Annotated in this window: 16 protein-coding genes and 1 tRNA gene; 6 read left to right on the top strand and 11 right to left on the bottom strand. The window is 53.7% G+C overall.

What is annotated here, in order from left to right:
• Positions 1–18 precede the first annotated feature (18 nt).
• The 5 genes from ACT2B1_RS20195 to ACT2B1_RS20175 all read right to left on the bottom strand — a co-directional run bounded on the left by ACT2B1_RS20195 (position 19) and on the right by ACT2B1_RS20175 (position 5117).
• Positions 19–669: a helix-turn-helix domain-containing protein gene (locus tag ACT2B1_RS20195; RefSeq protein ID WP_142638724.1), complete on the bottom strand. Its 651-nt coding sequence runs from the start codon at positions 667–669 to the stop codon at positions 19–21.
• A 186-nt stretch (positions 670–855) separates the two neighbouring features.
• On the bottom strand, positions 856–1563 hold the full coding sequence (locus ACT2B1_RS20190) for an IS6 family transposase (RefSeq protein WP_142638726.1): 708 nt from the start codon (positions 1561–1563) through the stop codon (positions 856–858).
• Positions 1564–1727: 164 nt separating this feature from the next.
• Complete coding sequence (locus ACT2B1_RS20185; protein ID WP_481669055.1) at positions 1728–2408, bottom strand: IS6 family transposase; 681 nt, start codon at positions 2406–2408, stop codon at positions 1728–1730.
• 263 nt (positions 2409–2671) lie between these two features.
• On the bottom strand, positions 2672–3739 hold the full coding sequence (locus tag ACT2B1_RS20180; protein WP_171124904.1) for a ParB/RepB/Spo0J family partition protein: 1068 nt from the start codon (positions 3737–3739) through the stop codon (positions 2672–2674).
• A complete protein-coding gene (locus ACT2B1_RS20175) occupies positions 3732–5117 on the bottom strand; it encodes an AAA family ATPase (RefSeq protein ID WP_171124973.1) in 1386 nt (461 codons plus the stop codon). The genes ACT2B1_RS20180 and ACT2B1_RS20175 overlap by 8 nt, the downstream gene beginning before the upstream one ends.
• A gap of 578 nt (positions 5118–5695) precedes the next feature.
• Here ACT2B1_RS20175 and ACT2B1_RS20170 point away from each other — a divergent pair.
• Positions 5696–6955, top strand: a complete 1260-nt coding sequence (locus ACT2B1_RS20170; RefSeq protein WP_171123503.1) for a replication initiation protein — start codon at positions 5696–5698, stop codon at positions 6953–6955.
• 29 nt (positions 6956–6984) lie between these two features.
• Here ACT2B1_RS20170 and ACT2B1_RS20165 read toward each other — a convergent pair whose 3' ends face one another.
• Both ACT2B1_RS20165 and ACT2B1_RS20160 read right to left on the bottom strand, forming a co-directional pair.
• Positions 6985–9291 (bottom strand): Tex family protein, encoded by a 2307-nt coding sequence (locus ACT2B1_RS20165; protein WP_481669054.1) that lies wholly within the window; start codon positions 9289–9291, stop codon positions 6985–6987.
• 64 nt (positions 9292–9355) lie between these two features.
• The gene (locus tag ACT2B1_RS20160) at positions 9356–10378 is read right to left on the bottom strand and encodes an Ldh family oxidoreductase (RefSeq protein WP_171123499.1); all 1023 of its coding nucleotides are present in this window, start codon (positions 10376–10378) and stop codon (positions 9356–9358) included.
• Positions 10379–10669: 291 nt separating this feature from the next.
• Between ACT2B1_RS20160 and ACT2B1_RS20155 the strand changes: the two genes are divergently transcribed.
• Positions 10670–11752 carry a helix-turn-helix domain-containing protein gene (locus ACT2B1_RS20155; RefSeq protein ID WP_171212417.1) on the top strand — a complete coding sequence of 361 codons (1083 nt, stop codon included), beginning with the start codon at positions 10670–10672 and terminating at the stop codon, positions 11750–11752.
• On the opposite strand, the gene ACT2B1_RS20150 is transcribed toward ACT2B1_RS20155, so the two are convergent.
• Complete coding sequence (locus ACT2B1_RS20150) at positions 11725–12615, bottom strand: LysR family transcriptional regulator (protein WP_171123495.1); 891 nt, start codon at positions 12613–12615, stop codon at positions 11725–11727. The genes ACT2B1_RS20155 and ACT2B1_RS20150 overlap by 28 nt on opposite strands.
• A 105-nt stretch (positions 12616–12720) precedes the next feature.
• Here ACT2B1_RS20150 and ACT2B1_RS20145 point away from each other — a divergent pair, with 105 nt between their 5' ends.
• A complete protein-coding gene (locus ACT2B1_RS20145) occupies positions 12721–13605 on the top strand; it encodes a phytanoyl-CoA dioxygenase family protein (protein WP_171123493.1) in 885 nt (294 codons plus the stop codon).
• Between the two features lie 7 nt (positions 13606–13612).
• On the opposite strand, the gene ACT2B1_RS20140 is transcribed toward ACT2B1_RS20145, so the two are convergent.
• Entirely contained in the window at positions 13613–14917 is a 1305-nt protein-coding gene (locus ACT2B1_RS20140) for a UDP-glucose dehydrogenase family protein (protein ID WP_171123491.1), read from the bottom strand.
• A 157-nt stretch (positions 14918–15074) separates the two neighbouring features.
• On the opposite strand from ACT2B1_RS20140, the gene gmd reads away from it, so the two are divergent.
• Positions 15075–16199, top strand: a complete 1125-nt coding sequence (gene gmd, locus ACT2B1_RS20135; RefSeq protein WP_171123490.1) for a GDP-mannose 4,6-dehydratase — start codon at positions 15075–15077, stop codon at positions 16197–16199.
• A gap of 10 nt (positions 16200–16209) precedes the next feature.
• Entirely contained in the window at positions 16210–17187 is a 978-nt protein-coding gene (gene fcl, locus ACT2B1_RS20130; protein ID WP_481669053.1) for a GDP-L-fucose synthase, read from the top strand.
• Positions 17188–17551: 364 nt separating this feature from the next.
• On the opposite strand, the gene ACT2B1_RS20125 is transcribed toward fcl, so the two are convergent.
• Positions 17552–18091 carry a hypothetical protein gene (locus ACT2B1_RS20125; protein ID WP_171123486.1) on the bottom strand — a complete coding sequence of 180 codons (540 nt, stop codon included), beginning with the start codon at positions 18089–18091 and terminating at the stop codon, positions 17552–17554.
• Positions 18092–18110: 19 nt separating this feature from the next.
• Positions 18111–18204, bottom strand: a tRNA-OTHER gene (locus tag ACT2B1_RS20120).
• A 465-nt stretch (positions 18205–18669) separates the two neighbouring features.
• Here ACT2B1_RS20120 and ACT2B1_RS20115 point away from each other — a divergent pair.
• Positions 18670–19644: an adenylate/guanylate cyclase domain-containing protein gene (locus ACT2B1_RS20115; protein ID WP_171239239.1), complete on the top strand. Its 975-nt coding sequence runs from the start codon at positions 18670–18672 to the stop codon at positions 19642–19644.
• The last annotated feature ends 18 nt before the right edge of the window (positions 19645–19662 follow it).

The raw sequence follows: 19662 nt of genomic DNA, 5'->3' as shown, positions 1-19662 counted from the left end.
AAGAACAATAGGCAAGACTTAGCTGGTCTGCCGATAAGAAATGATCGACAGGTATTTCGCTGGCAGCTTCACCAGAACTTCTGGCCCGTGCGGCGCGTCGGCATCAAAGAAAAGCGTGTCACCGGGCTTCAGGGCATAAATGCTGTCGCCGTGGCGATAATCCACCTCACCTTCGAGCATATAAAGCATCTCGATCCCGTCATGCTGGAATGTCGGGAACCGGTCAGATTCCTCGGTTAGCGTGATCAGATAGGGCTCGACCACCACGCCACTGGCATTAGCCCCAAGATGGCCCAGAAGGTTATACTGATGCCCGGCCCGTGTGCCCGCCCGCTCGGTTTCGACCCCCTCACCCGCTTTGGTATGCACTGCGTTTCGGGTTTCTTCATAGCGGCGAAAAAAAGAGGTAATCGGCGTGCTAAGCGCATCTGCTAAAGATTGCAGCGTGGTCAGCGACGGTGAGGTCGCCCCGTTTTCGATTTTGGACAGCATGCTGATCGACAGGCCAGTCAGAGCGGATAATTCGGCTATCGTGATCCCCTGCTGCAATCGCAACGCCCTAATTTCGCGTCCGATTGCGGTTTCCAGATTCTTCTCACCAATGTCCCGAACCTTATGCGGATCCTGCGACAGGATCGCTTTTTCATCGGTGGTTTCCGCCTGCGCCATCGCGGTCCTCTTGATCGCTTGTGGTGTTTGAACCAACCATGACATAAGAGCGACCGTTTTGTGTAGCTGGTCTTGCCAGGAAATTTTTATTCACCATAGTATCCGCCGGACTTGCATCTCAAAACGCCTGGAAGGTGCTGTCAGACAAATTCGAACAAGTCTCAGCTAGGCCAGTATAGCTGCCATTTATGCCGCACCAAGTTCGCGCCACTCAGCGAGAGCGGCGGTGCGTGCCAGCTTGAAGGTATCTCTGCTGGTTAGCGATCTTTCCTGGTTGAAGTGGTTGTAGATGGAGAAATGGATGGAGGCGAATTTCTGTAAACTTCGCATGCGCCTGAAACGTTGCATGGCGCGTTCGCGTCGTCGGAAAAGAAGGTGTGAATTCTCGACGCGGTTGTTGAGCCACCTGCCCGTCTGCTGTTTTTCGGTTGCACCAAGCTCTCTGAGAGCGGCCCTGTATGACGCGAAGCGATCCGTTACAACTTTATCCGCTGTACCGTGTCGTTTCATCAATTTCTTGAGGAATTTCAATGCTGCCTGCTTGTTTCGACGTTTGATGACAACGGCTTCCAGCACCTCGCCTTCGTGATCAACAGCCCGCCAAAGATAATGCCGCTTGCCATTCACCTTCACGAAAACCTCGTCCACGTGCCACTTCCATTTGGAGAACGCGCGCAGCTGCTGAACTCGCCTCCGTCTGATCTCAGCAGCAAACATCGGACCGAACCTGTTCCACCAATATCGGACGGTTTCGTGGCTCACTTCAATTCCCCGTTCATTCAATAGATCTTCCACGTTTCGAAGCGACAATGGGAACCGAACGTACAGCATTACAGCCAAACGAATGACGTCTGGACTGGTCTTGAAGTACTTGAATGGTGACTGTTTAATCATGCACGAAGGCTACGAGAGCACCCTACCCGCCTCAACCCAAGTTCTTCTGACAAAACCCAACAAACGTCAAAATCTATATGCTCGTCAATCCAGACCCAAAGTTTGCGACACAGTATCTGTTGCGAAGTTTTGACTGGCGACAGCGATAGCATTGTACCGGCGGGTTAAGCGGCCAGCTCTGCAAATTGACGAAACGGACAGACTCCGGGCGTGATTTGACCTTTGCGGATCATGTGTGCCACTTCGATTCCGTCGAGGGTTGCTGCCGCTGAAGCGAACGCCTTGAACCCTAGCATTGGCCGGATGCGTCTTTTGATGAAACGATGGTCTTGTTCCACGATGTTGTTCAGGTATTTCCGCCTCACCATCTCAATCGGGATCGGGCAGCCAAAGCTTTTCAGCATTTTGTTGATCGCCTTGATACCAGCTGTGTTGGCTCCGCTTTTGTCGATGACAATCTTTCGCGGTAGACCATTGACCTCCAACATCCGGGCGAAGAATTTGGTGGCGGCAGGCTTGTTCCGACGGTTTGAAAGCATGAAATCAAGCGTTTTGCCGTGTTTGTCGACCGCTCGGTAGAGGTAAACCCATGATCCCTTTACTTTAATATACGTTTCATCCATTCGCCAGGAGCGGTCGCATTTGCCTTTGCGGCGGCGTGCTGTTTCAGCGATTGCGCAAGAGTATCGTGTCACCCAGCGGTTCAGCGTGGTGTGATCGACGGAAACACCTCGCTCTGCCATGATCTCTTCCAGATCGCGGTAGGAAACGCCGTATCGAACGTAGAAGAATACTGCGAATAGGATCACATCTTTCGGATACTGGGCACCTTTGAAGGAAATCATGAGCGGGCTTTCGACTTGACACGACCGACAGTCATTCACTCGGTAATTCCGAAAGCGTCAATGGCCGAAAGTTTGCAACGGAACCGCATCAACAAGCTGTCGTCTAGGACATATCCGTTTTTCAATCTTAAGCCACATTACCCGCTCAATACATAATAATCTTTATTATCCACTTTTGCGCACCACCTGGCAATGACCCAAATCGACGCTCCTGAGTGAAATTGCAGAACGGGTGGTTACTGTAGATGAGGCTCCCCACCAAACTAACTAAGGTGTTCCGCTATTTGCTTCACTAGTTCTTCGGCCTCGTCAACTGAGACATCCTGCAAACTGATTTTGATCCGCACTTCCGTCGAGGAAAGCTCTGCTGAGACTTTTCCGCCTCCAGGAAGCTGCACAGGTTTCAGATGCAAGACTTGTCGCGGACGTCCACCACGCGCTTTCTCCTTTGTCGGCTTCGGCTCTGATTTCAAGGCTTCTTCCAGCAGCGCCCACTCTTCGCGCATTTCAAGCGTGCCGGCGTCCGCCAGCACTTGGCGCAACTTTGGCTGCGCGCCGGATCGAAGCGCAGCGGCCAATTTCAAACCGGCTTTTTCCGTAAGACTAACTGGATGCTGCAGGAGATCACCCAGCGCCTCATGAACGATCGCAAAACTTCTTACTTTGGATCGCTTTGCCTTAGAAGCAGCTGCAAATAGTGCATCAACCGCGGCCTCGGTGGAGTCGAAGACCCCCTGCCCTGCTGCCAGAACAGCTACTCGCCCACGTTCATATGGGGTCAGATTTGACCGAATCTCATTCTCTTCCACCATTGAAATATAGGCGCCCTGCCCCGAACCCGCCTCTCGCACAAAGGCCGGGATCGACGAAAAAGAACTGTCCGTATCGGCAAGCAGTCGGAACGCTTTGAGCCTTCGGTATCCTGAGATGAGCCCAAAACCGTCTTCGTTCTTTGTTACCTCGACCGGCGTTCTCAGGCCATGCGAACGCAGTGAATCCAACAATTCATTCATGGCCTCATCGTCTTCGACCATACGGTCCCTGCGGATAAAGTCAGCATCTATCTGATCTAGCGGAATCATTTCCGCAACGAGCCCGGTTTCCTGGGCATCACGCCAACGCGCTGCATCTCCTTGGTCCTGAGCCAGTGCCACCCTATCCGTGACGGAAGCCATGCTGTTTAATGTGGCGGCTTCGGCAGCAACCTTGGCAATTGGAGGCGTAGCCCCTTTTGCCTCAAATGGATTCAGTGAGGGTTTCGCCGCGAAACCTGCCTCCATCTGCTCCAACTCTGTTGTGTCCGGAGCGGACAATCTTCTGCGTTTAGCCATCTGCCTTGTCTCCCATATGGGTATCCCGCCACCAACACCCGATCAGAACCTCTTTGAATTCCGCATAAGTTCTGTCGAAGGTTTCGCGACCCCTCACATAAGTATCGCGATTGAAGTCCCGGTAGTCCGCTTCGTAAATGCCATTGACCTGCTCACCGGCTTGCCCGACCAAAGCGGTGTAGTCCTGTCTATAGGCGTTCATGAAATCCCCGAAATAGGCCTGGATCACATTTGCCATATCGGTCTGTTGACTGGCATCAAATCGAGTAATGATTGCTCTGACAACGTCCCATTCGAACTTAAGTTCTGGAAGCCCCGCTGCTCGCTGAGCGGCGTTCTCTCCATCCTCTATACTCGCGAAGGTCGTGTACAGCATGTCGAAAAATCGACCGGTCGAATCGAACTCCAAGAATGAAGCCCCAAGGGGCACCAACAAAATATCCGCCGCAGCCAGAGCGTTGATCGTAAGGTACCCAAGTGCAGGAGGGGTATCCAAGAACACTATGTCATAGTCGTCCAAAACTCCGTCCTGATGCAGGAAATTGGTCAAGCCATCCCACAACGGCCAACTCCGCAAACCCATTCGCCAGACCGGTATCTGAAATTCTGCCCAATACAAGTTAAGCTGAGCGCCAATAAGATCGATGTTGGGCCAATGGGTTTTTTGTATTACGTCGCTCGGACCAGTCTTAAGAGCTTCATTCAAGGTCTCATCCAGCGGAATTTCTGATTGTCCAGCCGCATTCCGAACTCGGTTTTCCTGCTGGACGGCCTGTGCGTAATCTTTTGCAATCAGTGGAAACACAGTCTGCCACTCGTCTGCGACGTTACCCCCCAAGATGGACGTCATCGACCCTTGGCTGTCGAGGTCAATCACCAGAACACGGTATCCATCCAAGGCGGCGGACATGGCAAGATGAGCTGCAGTGGATGTTTTCCCGACACCCCCCTTGAAATTTGCGACTGCAACAACCTTTGCTGGCAACCCCTCAGGTCGATATGGCAAATATTCCTTGGTGCTGACACCTCCCGCCGCAAAGTGCTTTCGCAACGTCAGAACCTCTTCCAAGGAAAACCACTTGGACCCCGTTTCGCCTTCACCCTGTGGAAGGTCTGGGTTCGCCTTGAGTACTCGCCTTAGGTGCGCTGGTGCGACTGGAATGAGATATTTTGTTATCTCCCAGATTGAAAAGCGGCGGAGCCGTTTTTCGCCGTCAGGTGCGTAACCTCTACGCGCTAAATCCTCTCTGCCTTTCGTGCAGAATGCTGCGGCTTTTGCGAATCGAGAAGTCCCTATAGGGTCCGGTAACTTACTTGCTGCTTCTTTCGGATCGAGATTCAAATAGGGTGGTAGTTGAGGAGGGTTGGATTTGTTCACTGTCTGGGCCTCAGGAAATGTTCGCCTTAGCGGCGTATATAGCGCAAGGTAGCGCACATTTTCCACAAAAGCTATCCTTGGCCCTGAAGTTGTCCACAGAAAATCAAGAATTGATCGAGTTTCGCCGCGAAACTTTCGGAATATTGAAAATAAGCACAACAAATAGTTTCTATTTTTTAGATAGTTCAATTACTTTGCGAAAAATAAAACAAATAAAACCAAAGACTTACTCGCTACTTGGTACCTGTTTACAGGTTAATGGGCACCAATACTCAGGCTAAAAGGTGCCAAGTTACGGGACCAAGGGTGGCAGGACTCGGTACGACATGCACCGATTCTCGGGTTGGCTGATTTTCTTGAGTTTCAGACCCTATTCATGCGCATTTCTTACCGCTGGTTAGAGTGTACGATTGCGTTGAGAGTCGCCTGAGGTCTTTTTCTGGGGATAACTTTCTGCGCGCGACAATAAGGTACCCGTTTGCAGGAACTGCCTCACACTGTATTTGGGTACCTAAAGGTGATTGATCTTTGGGTACCCTTCGTGCCACAAATACTGAAACGAGCAGTCAGGCAGAATCATGCCGGAAACACAATTGGACATGGACCACCTTTCAGGCGCTTTGCGTCGGGAGACGGTAAAAAAGAATGTGGCCGCGATACATATCAGCGGTAAACTCACGCTGCTACAACGCAAGCTTTCTAACGTGCTGCTACTCAATGCATACGATGCGCTGACTTCTGCATCTACGCACACGATAGATGCACGCACACTTGCCATGATGGTTGGTTATAACTCCAATGATTTTGATACATTGCGCGCAAGTTTGCGTGCTTTGGCGGAGACCGTCGCAGAATGGGACATGTTGGATGAGCAAGGCCGGCAAGAGTGGGGCGTTTCTTCGCTGCTTAGCTTTGCAAAGCTAAAAAGTGGTGTTTGTGAATATGCCTACTCGCCCGCGCTGGCGCAGAAACTCTACGACCCAAAGATCTATGCTTTGATCAATGTGCAAATCCAACGCAATTTCAGTTCCGGTCATGGGTTGGCGCTTTATGAAAACTGTTATCGTTTTGTAAGGACCGGATCCACAGGATGGTGGTCCTTGGATGTGTTCAGAAAACTCATGGGCGTTGATGGCAGCGACTACTACAGCAGCTTCAAACATTTAAACGCAAAGATAATCAAGCCAGCCGTCAATGAAGTAAATAAAAGCTCGGATATACTTATTGAGCCAGAATTTCTAAAAAAGGGGCGTTCTGTTACGGACATAAGGTTCCGGATTAAAGGGAACCCGCAGAAAGCTATGTTCGAAATCGACGATAGCGATGGTGTGCGAAATCTGGCGGTTTACAAGACACTTCGTAAGCAAGGGGTCTCAGACCGGCTGGCGCGGCAGTGGATCGCTGAACATGGTGAAAAATATGTTCAGCAAAAGTTGGATTATGTAACAGGGCAGGGGGGTGTGAAGTCTACTCTCGGGTACCTGTCCGCTGCCTTGCGTGATGACTACAAGCCGCCAATCGAAGAAGCGCAGGTTGCCCCAAGTCCCGAAGCGATTGAATCCGCGCGACTGAGGCAGGAAGAAAAAGTTCAGGAAGAAAAGGCCTATGCCGCCCGTGCTGCGGAACGCACCGAAAGGTCCAGAAAACTCTCCGTGGTAGAAGAGCTGGTTTCGCGGCGAAACCCAACGCAACGCGACGCTGACAAGAGACTGTTTATGGCAGGCTTGGACAATGATCTAGATCGCGAACATTTCCGTTCGCATGGGTGGCGCTCAGGCCTGAACGCCACTAGGATTTTTTCTTTTTGGGAGGAGCTGGAGCCAGAGGCTTTCGAATAGAAGAGGCGAATTATTGGAGGCCACAGACCTCACTGCTTCTTCATCGCTGATCGAAGCGCATCGCCAAGTGCGCCGTGATGCGCTTTATTGTCATTTTTTGCGCGTTGCTTTTCGTTTTGCTCAGATTTACGGGTTTGTCTCGATGTACTCTTGCCGTCGTGTTTTTGATTGTCCGACGCCGTTCTGGTTTTGCGCATGCTCAGGCCAATTCGCTTTCGATTGACATCAATGTCGACGACGGTGACTTTCACGACTTGGCCCGTCTGAACTATTTCGTGAGGGTCTTTGACGAACCGATCCGCCAGTTGGCTCACATGAACCAATCCATCCTGATGAACGCCGATGTCGACGAACGCCCCAAAGGCCGCGACATTTGTAACCGTCCCCTCCAACTTCATTCCGGGTCTAAGGTCTGAAATATCCTCGACCCCGTCCTTGAACGAAGCCGTGACAAAGCTTGGTCGAGGGTCGCGCCCAGGCTTTTCAAGTTCCGTGAAAATGTCCTGAACAGTGGGAAGGCCGAACTTGTCATCGGTAAAGCGCTCGGCTTGCAGGTTTTTCAAGGCACCTTCTTGCCCCATGATCTGACGAATATCCCGTCCACAGGCAGAGACGACCCGTCGGGCAACCTTATAGGCTTCTGGATGTACCGAAGACGCATCCAGCGGCTCGGACCCATTTAGAATGCGAAGGAAGCCAGCGCATTGTTCAAAGGCTCGGGGGCCTAGGCGCGCGACGTTCAACAAGTCGTTTCTAGATTTAAATGCGCCATGCACATCACGATGGGCAACGATTGAGTCCGCCAAAACAGGCCCCAAACCAGAGACACGTGAGAGCAGGGGAGCTGAGGCCGTATTCAGATCAACGCCGACTGCGTTCACGACGTCTTCGATGACCGTGTCCAGAGACTGTGACAACCGATGCTGATCGACGTCGTGCTGATATTGTCCGACCCCAATCGACTTTGGTTCGATCTTCACCAGTTCAGCCAGGGGATCCTGCAACCTGCGTGCTATCGAAACAGCGCCTCGCAATGACACGTCCAGATCCGGGAACTCACGCGCGGCAAGTTCAGAGGCCGAATAGACAGAAGCACCAGCTTCGGACACGACAACCTTTGTCGGCGTATTTTCAGTCTTTGGAATATGCTTTAATGCATCAGAAACAAGCCTTTCGGTTTCCCGGCTTGCGGTTCCGTTACCAATGGCGATCAGCTCGATATTGTGCGCGCGCACAAGACTCAGGATTGTGTGTTTCGCGCCGTCAAGGTCATTCTTGGGCTGAAACGGGTAAAGTGTTTCTGTCTCAAGCACTTTTCCAGTTGAATCGACGACTGCCGCCTTTACTCCGGTGCGAATTCCGGGGTCCAAACCCAACGTCGCCTTGGTTCCGGCAGGTGCGGAAAACAGTAAGTCTTTGAGATTGAATGAAAAAACAAGAATTGCCTCATCTTGCGCGCGGCTGCGCAGCTCCGCCATCATCTCTACCATCATCGACAAGGATAGTTTGACGCGCCAGGTCCAGCCAGCGACCTTGCGCAGCCAGACGTCGCCAGGCGCATCAGTACGCGTATGGAGATGCGCAGCTACGATGGCTTCCGCCCGTGCAGCCCCATCTTCGGAGTTCGGCGCGATATCCAGTGTCACAATTTCTTCCTTGGACGCGCGCAACATGGCTAGTGCCCTGTGCGAGGGGGTGTTCGCCCATAGTTCGGAATGATCAAAATAATCTCTGAACTTTGCGCCTTCTTGCTGTTTGCCTTCGATCACCTTGGCTGACAGTAATGCCTCTTGGTGCATGAATGCTCGAAGCTCACCCAGCAATACGGCATTTTCGGTCAACCGCTCGGTGATGATGTCACGAGCACCGTTCAATGCGTCCTTTGTCGTTACAATCGTTTCAGTCAGGTATCCCAATGCCAACACGTCCGGGTCTGCGGTCCTGTCTGCAAGAATGGCGTCTGCAAGCGGCTCAAGCCCGTTTTCTCGGGCAATCATCGCCTTAGTGCGGCGTTTGGGCTTATAGGGCAGGTAGATGTCTTCCAACTGTGCCTTGGTTTCGGCCTGTATAATCGACTTGGCAAGATCGTCAGTCAGTTTGCCCTGATCCTTGATCGTATTCAGAATCGTATCGCGACGCGCCTGCAGTTCTCGCAAATATGTCAGGCGGTCGGAAAGCGCGCGCAATTGCGTGTCGTCCAGCCCGCCTGTCGCCTCTTTGCGATAGCGCGCTACAAACGGGACAGTGGCGCCTTCGTCCAATAATTTGACGGCTGCTTCGACTTGTTCGGGCCGTGCGCTGATTTCGGTGGCTATGGTGCGAGCGATGCGGTCCAATTGGGTCTCCTGAAATTGATTGGAGAACCTTCTTAGCCAGCCACTTCGCCAAGGGGAAGTGGCGTCAGACTTGTTGGGCAAGGACTTGTAGATCGTCGTAAAGCGATTTCGAAACCTCTACAAAGCCTCGGGCCATATTCCGACTGCGGGCAGCATAGCGGCGCTGGGATGGCAGGCGTGCCCCCTGATCGGAAATGTCCGAAAACAGCCGCTCGGCCCGCGCGTCATTTTCCGACACGCGACCGCCGCTGAACTGGGCAGGGTCAAAGGCCAAGATGATCTCGCCGTGATAGGGGGCCCCGCCTTCACCTTCGGCGAATTCCATACTTTCAAGACTGGTAAGATCGTCGATCAAAGGCCCGGCCAGCAACTCGATCATGATCGAAAGGGCTGATCCCTTGTAGCTGCCGAACGTCAACATCGCCCCTTCCATTGCAGCCTGCGGGTCTGTTGTCGGGTTTCCGTCCTTGTCTATGGCCACGCCTTCCGGCAATGGTTTTCCGGCCCGGCGGTACAACTCAATCTCTCCACGCGCAAAGGCGCTTGTGGCGAAATCGAAGGTAAAGGGATCTTTGCCAGAACGAGGCCAACTGAATGCCAGCGGGTTTGTCCCCAAGCTGCCCCGGGTGCCGCCTGCCGGGGCCACCCATGAATGGCTGGGCACCATGGCCATAGCCGCAAGACCAGCCGAGGATAAGCGCTCGACTTCTGGCCACAATGCAGAGAAATGATAGCATCGGTTTATGACCATTGCTGCGATTCCGTGGGTATGGGTTTTTTCGATCAGAACCGGCAGGGCGCTCTGGAATGCCAGCAGGGATATTCCGCCTTGGGCATCTACGCGGACAATTGCGTTGTCGGAGGGGGTCACAACAGGCGCGGCGTGCCCGTCGATCTTTCCGGCCTTCATCGTTTCGGCGCACATGAAAAGCCGGAAAAGCCCATGAGACTGGCAATCGTCAAACTGGCAAGTGGCCAATGTCTCGGTGATGGCCTGTGCATGATCAGGCCCGAAACCTGACTTGGCCAAAACGGTCTGACACAGGGTTTGGATGTCTTCCAGATTTAGTTTGACCGTCTCGCTCATGCGCTGCATCTCCTCGACTTGCGATGCGAAAGAGATAGCGCGGCAAGTCGGTCAAAGGGAACCGGATTTAGCGACCACCCCTGCGTTTTTGATTGCAGTTTTGCGAAAACATTACAGATGACCAACGCCACCGGATCGCGGAAACGGCGTGGGTTTATGCCTATCATCACTGACGAACAGGCCGATCTGTAATGTCTGCTGGAACTTTACACCCGGACTTTCAGAAGCTGATTTCTTTCGGTGTTCGAAAACGCCTTGTGAAGGATCGCAATTAACAGAAATATAGCGGCCATGACATCAGACCCTGTCAGGCCGGACCAGGATGAGGACGACACTACGCTCGGGCCTCCAAGCATCTATGATGCCGACCCGTCGGAAGAGGATGATCTTTGGTTTCTGCCCGACGATGGTGATGGAGAGGTAGAAGAAGACTTCCTGCTACCGGGACCTAAGGCCGATCGTCGCCTGCTGTTTGATCCACGCGATTGGCGTGCGGCGCAGGCCGAACTTTCTTTCGAGCTGGCAGACCTGGCCGCCACGTTTGGCGCGTTGGACGAGCGTCTGAGGGCCGGCCCAACAGGTTGGACACATCGGTTGGCTCTTATGGATGTGTCGGATCTGGGGTGGTGGACCGGTGATCGCATCAGTGTCGATCGGCTGGCTTTATGGACGGGTTTGCGCATTGGGGCGACCGGAGACGATGTGCAGGCGCTGTTTCGCGCAGGCTGGGCTGTCCGACGACTAACCTCGGGGGCGGGTCCGTCGGAAGGGGGATGGGCCTCGGGTCTGACTGCGTTTCTGGATCGACTGGCTCAGGGGATCGAAGAGGTTCCCGAAGCGGTTGCCGATCTGGCCGAAGTGATGGAGAACGCCGAGGGCCTGCATCCGGTCACGCAGGCTGCAATCGGGTTTCATGCTTGGCGAGCGCTGTCTCAAAGGGTTGGGCAGGACACCGAAGCCGCAATCATCGCCGCCCGGCATGGCGCGACTATGGGCCGGGGCGGAGCGATGTTCATGCCACTGGCGCTGTCTGGGCCCGGAGCCTTGCGTGGGGTGGGGGCGACGGATGAAAAGCTCTCGGCGTGGATCAACGGGGCGGGGCAGGCGGTTCTGGCGGGTCTATTGCACCTTGATCGCGTGAACGCGTGGGAGGACCGTGCCCGTGACGCCATACACGACCTGAGCGGGCGCACGCCGCCCTTGTTGATTGATGTTCTCAGGTCATGGCCCATGGTTTCAGCGCCATTGGCACAAGAGCTGACACAAGCTTCTCGCGCGGCGGTTCAGCGCAACATAGATCGCTTTACGGATCGGGGTTTGATTCGCGAAGTGACGGGGCAGGGACGTTATAGGGTCTGGACTGCGGCGCTGTAGTCCATGATCCACTCGCGAAAGGCGCGAGCCGAAGGCCGCAAGGCTGCGCGTGACTGGTATATCAGGTGATACGCCTCTTGGCCTGGGACTGTGACCCCGTCCAGACATGGCACCAGACCAGACAACGACATGATCCGACCTGACGCCGGGGCGCGGGCCAGCGCGATGCCGCCTCCGCTGGCGGACAGTTCTGCGGCCATGATTGAATTATCAGCGAAGAAGTACTGGGCTTGTCCTGCGGGCAATCGAAGGGCTTCGAAAAGGTGTGGCCAGCTTGCTCGGTGCGTAGACACTTCGATCAGAGTAAACTTGAACAGGTCTTGTGGCTGACTTATCTGGGTCGCCACGTCCGGTGGCGCAACCGGGTAAAGGTGTTCGCGAAGCAATTCATCGCCCTCGGTTCCAAACAGGGACGGGTTTCCAAAAACGATCTGAAGGTCGGTAAACCGGTTGGAAAAGTCCGAGGTCACGTTTCCGGTGGTCAGTGACAAGTTGATCTGCGGATATGACGCGTGAAAGTCCGGCAAACCTGCAGCCAGGATCCCATGCGCGAACAACAGCACAGATTGAACATAAAGCCGTTGTTCCCTTGTTTCCCCAAACAGTCCGGTCGTCGCAGTTTCAAGCATCAAAAGCGATTGCTGAACCGACGGCAAATAAGCACGACCAGCTTCGGTTAGGGTGACGGAATGGGCATGGCGATGGAACAAGGGTGTCCCAAGCTGCGTTTCCAGCGCCTTAACCTGTTGGCTGACGGCTGCGGCTGACATGTTCAACTGTGCGGCCGCGCGGGAGAAACTCTCGGTTCGTGCGGCCGCCTCGAACACGCGCAACCAATTCAAGGACGGGATACGGGTCGCCATGTGAATAGGCTAAGCTGAACTTAGCCTGACGGGCAAGAGTTCGCGTTCTGTGAAATTCAAACTCTGTCTTATCCTTTTCCAATCATGCATCGGGGAGGAACACGCATGGCCGATCAAAGCGCCAAACATCAGTCCACGCTGACCCAAACGCAATCGGCCCGCTATTGGGAAGACGGCTTCCTGTTTCCTCTGAGTGTATTTTCCGAGCAAGAAGCGTCTGAGATACGCGCCGAGTTCGAAGGGATTGAACGAGATTGGCAAGACGCGGATCTTCCGCTGCCGTTGAATACCTACAAACGGGTGAACGCACATCTGGTCATGCCGATGGCCGCGCGCATTGCGCTGGATGCACGTGTTCTGGATGTGGTTCAGGGTGTATTGGGGCCGGACATCATGATCTGGTCCGCCGAGTTTTTTGTTAAAGAACCTGGGACCAAGCACACGGTCGGGACGCATCAGGACCTGACATATTGGGGTATGGGCGAAACACCGGATCAGGTGACTGCGTGGATCGCTCTATCGCCCGCAACCGTAGAAAGCGGATGCATGGATTTCGTGCGGGCAAGCCACAAGAATCCGATTCTGCCGCATAACGATACATATTCGGAAACCAACCTGCTGTCGCGCGGACAAGAGATCGCTGTCGAAGTTGCCGAAGAAGACAAGACCCACATCGAATTGACGCCCGGACAAATGTCCTTGCACCACGGGTTGACGATACATGGTTCGGGCCCGAACCGGTCAGACGATCGGCGAATTGGTCTGGCGATCCGGTATCTGAACCCAAATGCAAGGCAGCTTGTTGCCGAACGTGATTACGCGATGCCGGCGCGGGGAAGGGACGCACAAAGTAATTTTCTGCACGTTGAGCCCCCAAAAGCACTGTTCTCGAAAGAGGCGCTCGCCCTCTATGAAAAAGTACGACAGGATCAAAGCAAGGCACTGGCGCAAGGCGCTGACAATTCGGTTCCGCTTTATGCGGCGACCTAAGCGGTGTTTACCGGCCAACGCCGACGTAGCTTTGAAACCCGGCTTTCAGGGCCGCCCGTTTGGAATAGATGTTGCGCAGATCGACCATCTGCGGCGACTTCATCGCAGCCGCAAGTTCCGGCAGGTTAAGCGCGCGGAATTCGTTCCACTCGGTCAGCAGAACGACAACATCTGCGCCTTCAGCAGCAGAGTAGGGATCGTCACACCATTCAACACCGGGAAGCAAGGCTTCGCCCTCGGCGCGGCCTTGCGGATCGACCACGCGAACCGTCGCGCCGCCGCCGATCAGGGCCGGTATGATCGCCAGCGACGGGGCATCACGCATATCGTCTGTGTTTGGTTTGAAGGTCACGCCGAGGACAGCAACGGTTTTTTGATTGAAGCTGTCATTACACGCGTCGCGGATCTTCTCGATCATCCGCTTTTTGACCCCGTCATTCACACGAATAACCGTTTCGGTGATTTGCATGGGATATGCATGTTCCTGCCCGATCCGGGCCAGAGCGGCGGTGTCCTTGGGAAAACACGAACCTCCATAGCCGGGGCCGGCATGTAGGAATTTGTTGCCAATCCGACCATCCAGACCGATGCCGCGGGCAACTTCTTTGACGTCGGCATTCACGCGCTCGCACAGTCCTGCGATTTCATTGATGAAGGTGATCTTTGTGGCCAGAAATGCATTCGCCGCATATTTTATCATCTCGGCGCTTTCCAGATCCGTTGTCAGAATTGGGAAATCCCGTAGGTAAAGCGGGCGATAGATCTCGGCCATGACTTCGGCGGCGCGTTCACTTTCGACGCCCACGACAACCCGATCGGGTCGCATGAAATCGTCAATCGCCGCCCCCTCACGCAGGAATTCGGGATTTGAGGCGACGTCAAAATCAGCACTGGGATTGGCGCCTGAAACAACCGCATGAACTTGGCGGTTCGTCCCGACTGGAACTGTCGATTTGGTGACAATGACGGTATAGCCCGTTACGGCCTGAGCAATCTCTTCTGCTGCGGCCATGACATATGTCAGATCGGCGTGGCCATCGCCCCGGCGGGTCGGAGTTCCGACCGCGATAAAGACTGCGTCAGCACCATCGACCGCAGCTGTAAGGTCGGTGGTAAAGCTCAGGCGGCCTGAGGCCACGTTTTTTGCCATCAGCGCGTCAAGCCCGGGCTCATAGATGGGAACTTTACCTGCCTGCAGCATTTCGATCTTCTGGGCGGCTTTATCAACGCAAATCACGTCATGGCCAAAATCCGAGAAACACACGCCCGATACCAAACCGACATATCCGGTTCCGATCATCGCTATACGCATCTTTGTTTCCTTTCTCCGAAATGACGGACCTGGCGCGTTTTCACGCAGGAAAGTTCCGCCGCTTTCAACGCTTGCTGACGGCCTTGGCTTGCAATCCGGGGTATCTTGCTGTTTCTGAGAGTGCAATCAGCCAGATTGAGTTTTGTGGAACGCGACGATGACAAAAACTGCACTTATAACCGGTATTACAGGGCAGGATGGATCATATCTGGCCGAATTTTTGCTGGAAAAAGGCTATGAAGTTCACGGTATCAAGCGCCGGGCGTCCTCGTTCAATACGCAGCGCATAGATCATATCTACCAGGATCCGCACGTCCCCAACCCGCGTTTGCACCTGCATTATGGTGACCTGAGCGATACATCCAACCTGACCCGAATCATTCAGGAGGTTCAGCCGGACGAGGTTTATAACCTTGGTGCGCAATCTCATGTGGCGGTTAGCTTTGAATCGCCTGAATACACGGCCGACGTGGATGCGATCGGCACGCTGCGCTTGCTGGAAGCCATCCGGTTTCTGGGTCTGGAAAAGAAAACACGGTTCTATCAGGCATCGACATCCGAATTGTATGGTCTGGTTCAGGAAACCCCACAGCGTGAAACCACGCCGTTCCATCCGCGATCACCCTATGCGGTGGCCAAACTGTATTCTTACTGGATCACGGTGAACTACCGCGAAGCCTATGGAATGTATGCGTGCAACGGTATCTTGTTCAATCATGAAAGCCCGCGCCGGGGCGAAACCTTTGTGACACGCAAGATCACCCGCGGTCTTGCGAATATTGCGCAGGGCCTCGAGGACTGCCTGTATATGGGCAATATCGACAGCCTGCGGGATTGGGGCCACGCCAAGGACTATGTGCGGATGCAGTGGCTGATGTTGCAACAGGATCAGCCCGAAGACTTCGTCATTGCCACCGGGGTTCAGTATTCCGTCCGGCAGTTTATCGAATTGTCGGCTGACGAGTTGGGAGTTTCGCTTGAGTTCACGGGCGACGGTGTGGATGAGATCGCAACCGTTAAGTCCGTGCGCGGCGATAAGGCACCGGCGCTGAAACAGGGCGACGTAGTTATGCGGATCGATCCTCAGTATTTCCGCCCTGCCGAAGTTGAAACCCTTTTGGGTGACCCGTCAAATGCCAAAAACAAACTGGGGTGGGAGCCGGAACTGACCGTTCAGGAAATGTGCGCCGAAATGGTGTCGGAAGACCTCAAAACAGCCAGACGCCACGCCCTGTTGAAAGAGCATGGGTTCGATCTGCCTGTCAGTCTGGAAAATGGCTGAGGAGGGGCATATGCGTAAAATCTATGTTGCCGGGCATCGCGGTATGGTCGGAGGCGCGATCCTGCGCCGTCTAAAAAATCGCCAAGCGGCGGGTGAAGCGCTGTCGCTGATCACGCGCACCCACGCGGAACTGGACCTGACCAACCAGTCTGCTGTGCGGGACTTCATGCAAACGGAACGCCCCGATGTGGTCATTCTCGCTGCGGCCAAAGTGGGCGGAATTCACGCGAATAATACGTACCCTGCCGACTTCATTTATGAAAACATGATGATCGAGTGTAATGTCATCCATCAGGCATTTGCCGCAGGCGTTACCTCATTGCTGCAACTGGGTAGCTCGTGCATCTATCCGCGTGCTGTCGCACAGCCCATGCGCGAAGACGCCCTGCTGACTGGCGTATTGGAGCCGACCAATGAACCTTACGCAGTAGCAAAAATCGCCGGAATCAAACTGTGCGAAAGCTATAATCGACAGCACGGGGTCGATTATCGTTCGGTCATGCCGACAAACCTGTATGGGCCCGGTGATAACTTTCACCCGGAAAACAGTCATGTGCTGCCTGCTTTGATCCGCCGTTTCCACGAAGCGCATCGGGACGGGTTGGACGGGGTGGTTATCTGGGGTACTGGTAAACCGCGTCGAGAGTTTTTGCATGTGGATGACATGGCCGAGGCATCGCTGTTTGTACTCGACTTGCCCCGCGATGTTTATGAAGAGAATACGCAACCCATGCTGAGCCACATAAACGTAGGGTGCGGAGAAGATATCTCGATCGCTGAACTGGCAGCAATGGTTGCCAAGACGGTCGGATTCACCGGGCGGATCACGCAGGATGCCAGCAAACCAGATGGGACAATGCGCAAACTGATGGATGTGTCCCGGCTTGCCGACATGGGGTGGCGCGCGCAGGTCAACCTCGAAGAGGGAATACGAGAGACCTACGCATGGTTTCTTGAACAGGGCGATGCTGACATTCGGGCCAAATAGCCGCCCAAACCAGTGTCCGGGCGGCATTGCTGGCGTTACCGCCAGCGGCCAATGGCAATAAGCGCAGGCGCGTGCAGACCCGGATCAGAGTTGACCGAAAAGACTTTGTACACCACCTGCAAGTCCGACGGTGCATCAATCCCTAGAAAGCGGGTGTGTAGGGGCGCGCACAAACGTGCACGAACCCCATAAGTCTGCATGATTTGCGCATTAGTTTGCGCGATTTCAACTCAGAAGTGCAGAATGCCGACGGCATTTCTGCTATTGGGCGATCCTTGAGTTCTAGACTTAAGGCAAGGATAGAGTTGCAGGTGTGTGCTTCCGGTGGGTTTTGCGCATTGCTGAGCTCAACAAACCACTAGGTTTATCCTACGGGTCTGTGGTCTCCTGACTTTAGAACTTGTTCCATCATGCGCATGAGAGCTTCGTGAAGACCTGATTTGAAATCGTCATCTGAGGCGTACTTCTTGTAAAGGTCGATTTCTCGCCGACGTTCGTTGCGCATTGCTTTTTCAAATAGTGCTTCACTGGCGATGCGTCGATTTTGTTCGTCAGGGTTGGATACAACCTTGTTCTGAAATGCAGGGTCGCTCATTGCGTGGTTGAGGATGTTGATCAGCTTGATTCTTTGCTCCTCCGGTGTCGCATCCCAACCATTGAAATAGCGTTCGTTGAAGGCGGCTACGATCATGTCTAAAGGGTCTTTTTCTGGGTCATCGTGACCACCTCGGGGATTTGGATTTGGCGGATCAATCTCACTGCCAGAGTCATCCAGGCCTATAGTATGACCAATCTTCACCCGTTCCAGACCGTAGGTAGTTAGATCGACACTTTCCATGAGACCATCAATTTCATCCTGATCTTTGTCTTTGAAATCAATTGCGTTCGTGACTTCGTCCGCCATGTCGGACACCTCCAGAGGATGGTAGGAGGCGTCGGAATCGAACCGACTCGTGCACTCTAATCTGGAGCAATTACAAGGATATAAGCCTCGCCCGCATACCAATGCTGCCTCCCGCGGATTTCGCGTGGGTTATCGACCTCAGGCCGATATTCGATGGCAGTGGATGCGTGTGAACGTCATGACCGCAAGCTGAACCAGTTCGCATAACCATGTCAAGACGGAGCGTGCTGCACTTCGAAATTCACCGCGTAGTTCTGGGAACCTTCTAGGTTAGCGTGTGCCAAAAAGAATGAAGCATCCTATTTTGCGGGTCAGTACAGCGACGAGTTGCTCTCAGACAGCGAAGCGATTCGATGCCCTGTGATCCGGACTCGAACTTAGAAACTCAATCGATAATACGCTCTGACTCGACGCGCGTTTTTTGATCTGCGTCTGATGCGCTGTGTTCTGGAGAAATACAAAAGTCTTGATCTGACCAAACCTCAGCGGCAGCATTGACCCGCATCTTTCGAAAAATGGAGATACCGGTTGCAAGACCTTGTAAGTCTCATTCCATTTAGCGTCTCGAGTAATTTGTGATGATACGTTCCTCTCCTGAACTGCTGGCAGTTTCCAGGCGTTGGTATGAAATACTCAGAACCAAGAAGAATACTGACGAGTTGCAGGATTTTCTGTCGAAATCAGATGAGCTAAGGTTCGTTGGAACCGGCGAAGGTGAGTTTTGGAGCGGGCAAGCAGTTCGCGATGGGGTTAGCGGCTTTTTCGCGGAGATCCCGGCACCCGTCGTTTTTGAAGAAGTTGAAGCTGAGGCCTTCGAAAACGGAGAGACGGGATGGTCATCCTTCGTCCACAAGATTCAGTTCGTCGGCTTTGATGAAGCCGTCTTTTACCGCACCGTTCTGATTTTTGTCCTGGAGGGAGCAGCCTGGAAGATCATCAATCGCCACGCTTCAGTGCCAACTCCAAATATTGAACTCGTGGGTAAAGAGCAGCTGGCCATCCAAAAACTGGTTGATGCTGCGCGCGAAGATGGACCCGAGCTGATCCAAACCGAAGGTTTGGCTTCAGTACTTTTCACTGATGTAGAAGGCAGTACAACGTTGGCGGAGGCGTTGGGCGATCAGCGTTGGTCGGTGCTGATCGAAAACCACTTCCAAGTCTTGGCGGCGATCATTGAAAAGCATCATGGCCAGTTCGTGAAATCCCTTGGAGACGGAACGTTATCCGTCTTTCCGTCCGCGAAAGAAGCACTGACGGCCGCTGTCAAGATTCAGAAGGCCATTGCATCGGTATCCGCGGAGCCATCTTTCGGTGTTCGGATTGGAATTCACACTGGTGATGTCGTGCAATCTCGTGGAGATTTTTTCGGTACTGTGGTCAACAAAGCGTCACGCATAACGACCGTTGGTGCGGCAGGCGAGATACTCGTTTCAGATGCGACTCGCGCCATGGTCGGAGGACGAACCGATTTCTCGTTTTCTGAAATAGAACCCAGACTCCTGAAAGGTCTAAGCGGTCACCACGTCTTGTATCGGTTGGAGTGGCAAGATTGAGTGTTGCGGTTGCCTTAA

The organism is Ruegeria sp. S263, assembly GCF_056780525.1.
The sequence above is the reverse complement of the archived record's forward strand: the minus strand, read 5'-3'. Positions and strand labels throughout refer to the sequence as shown.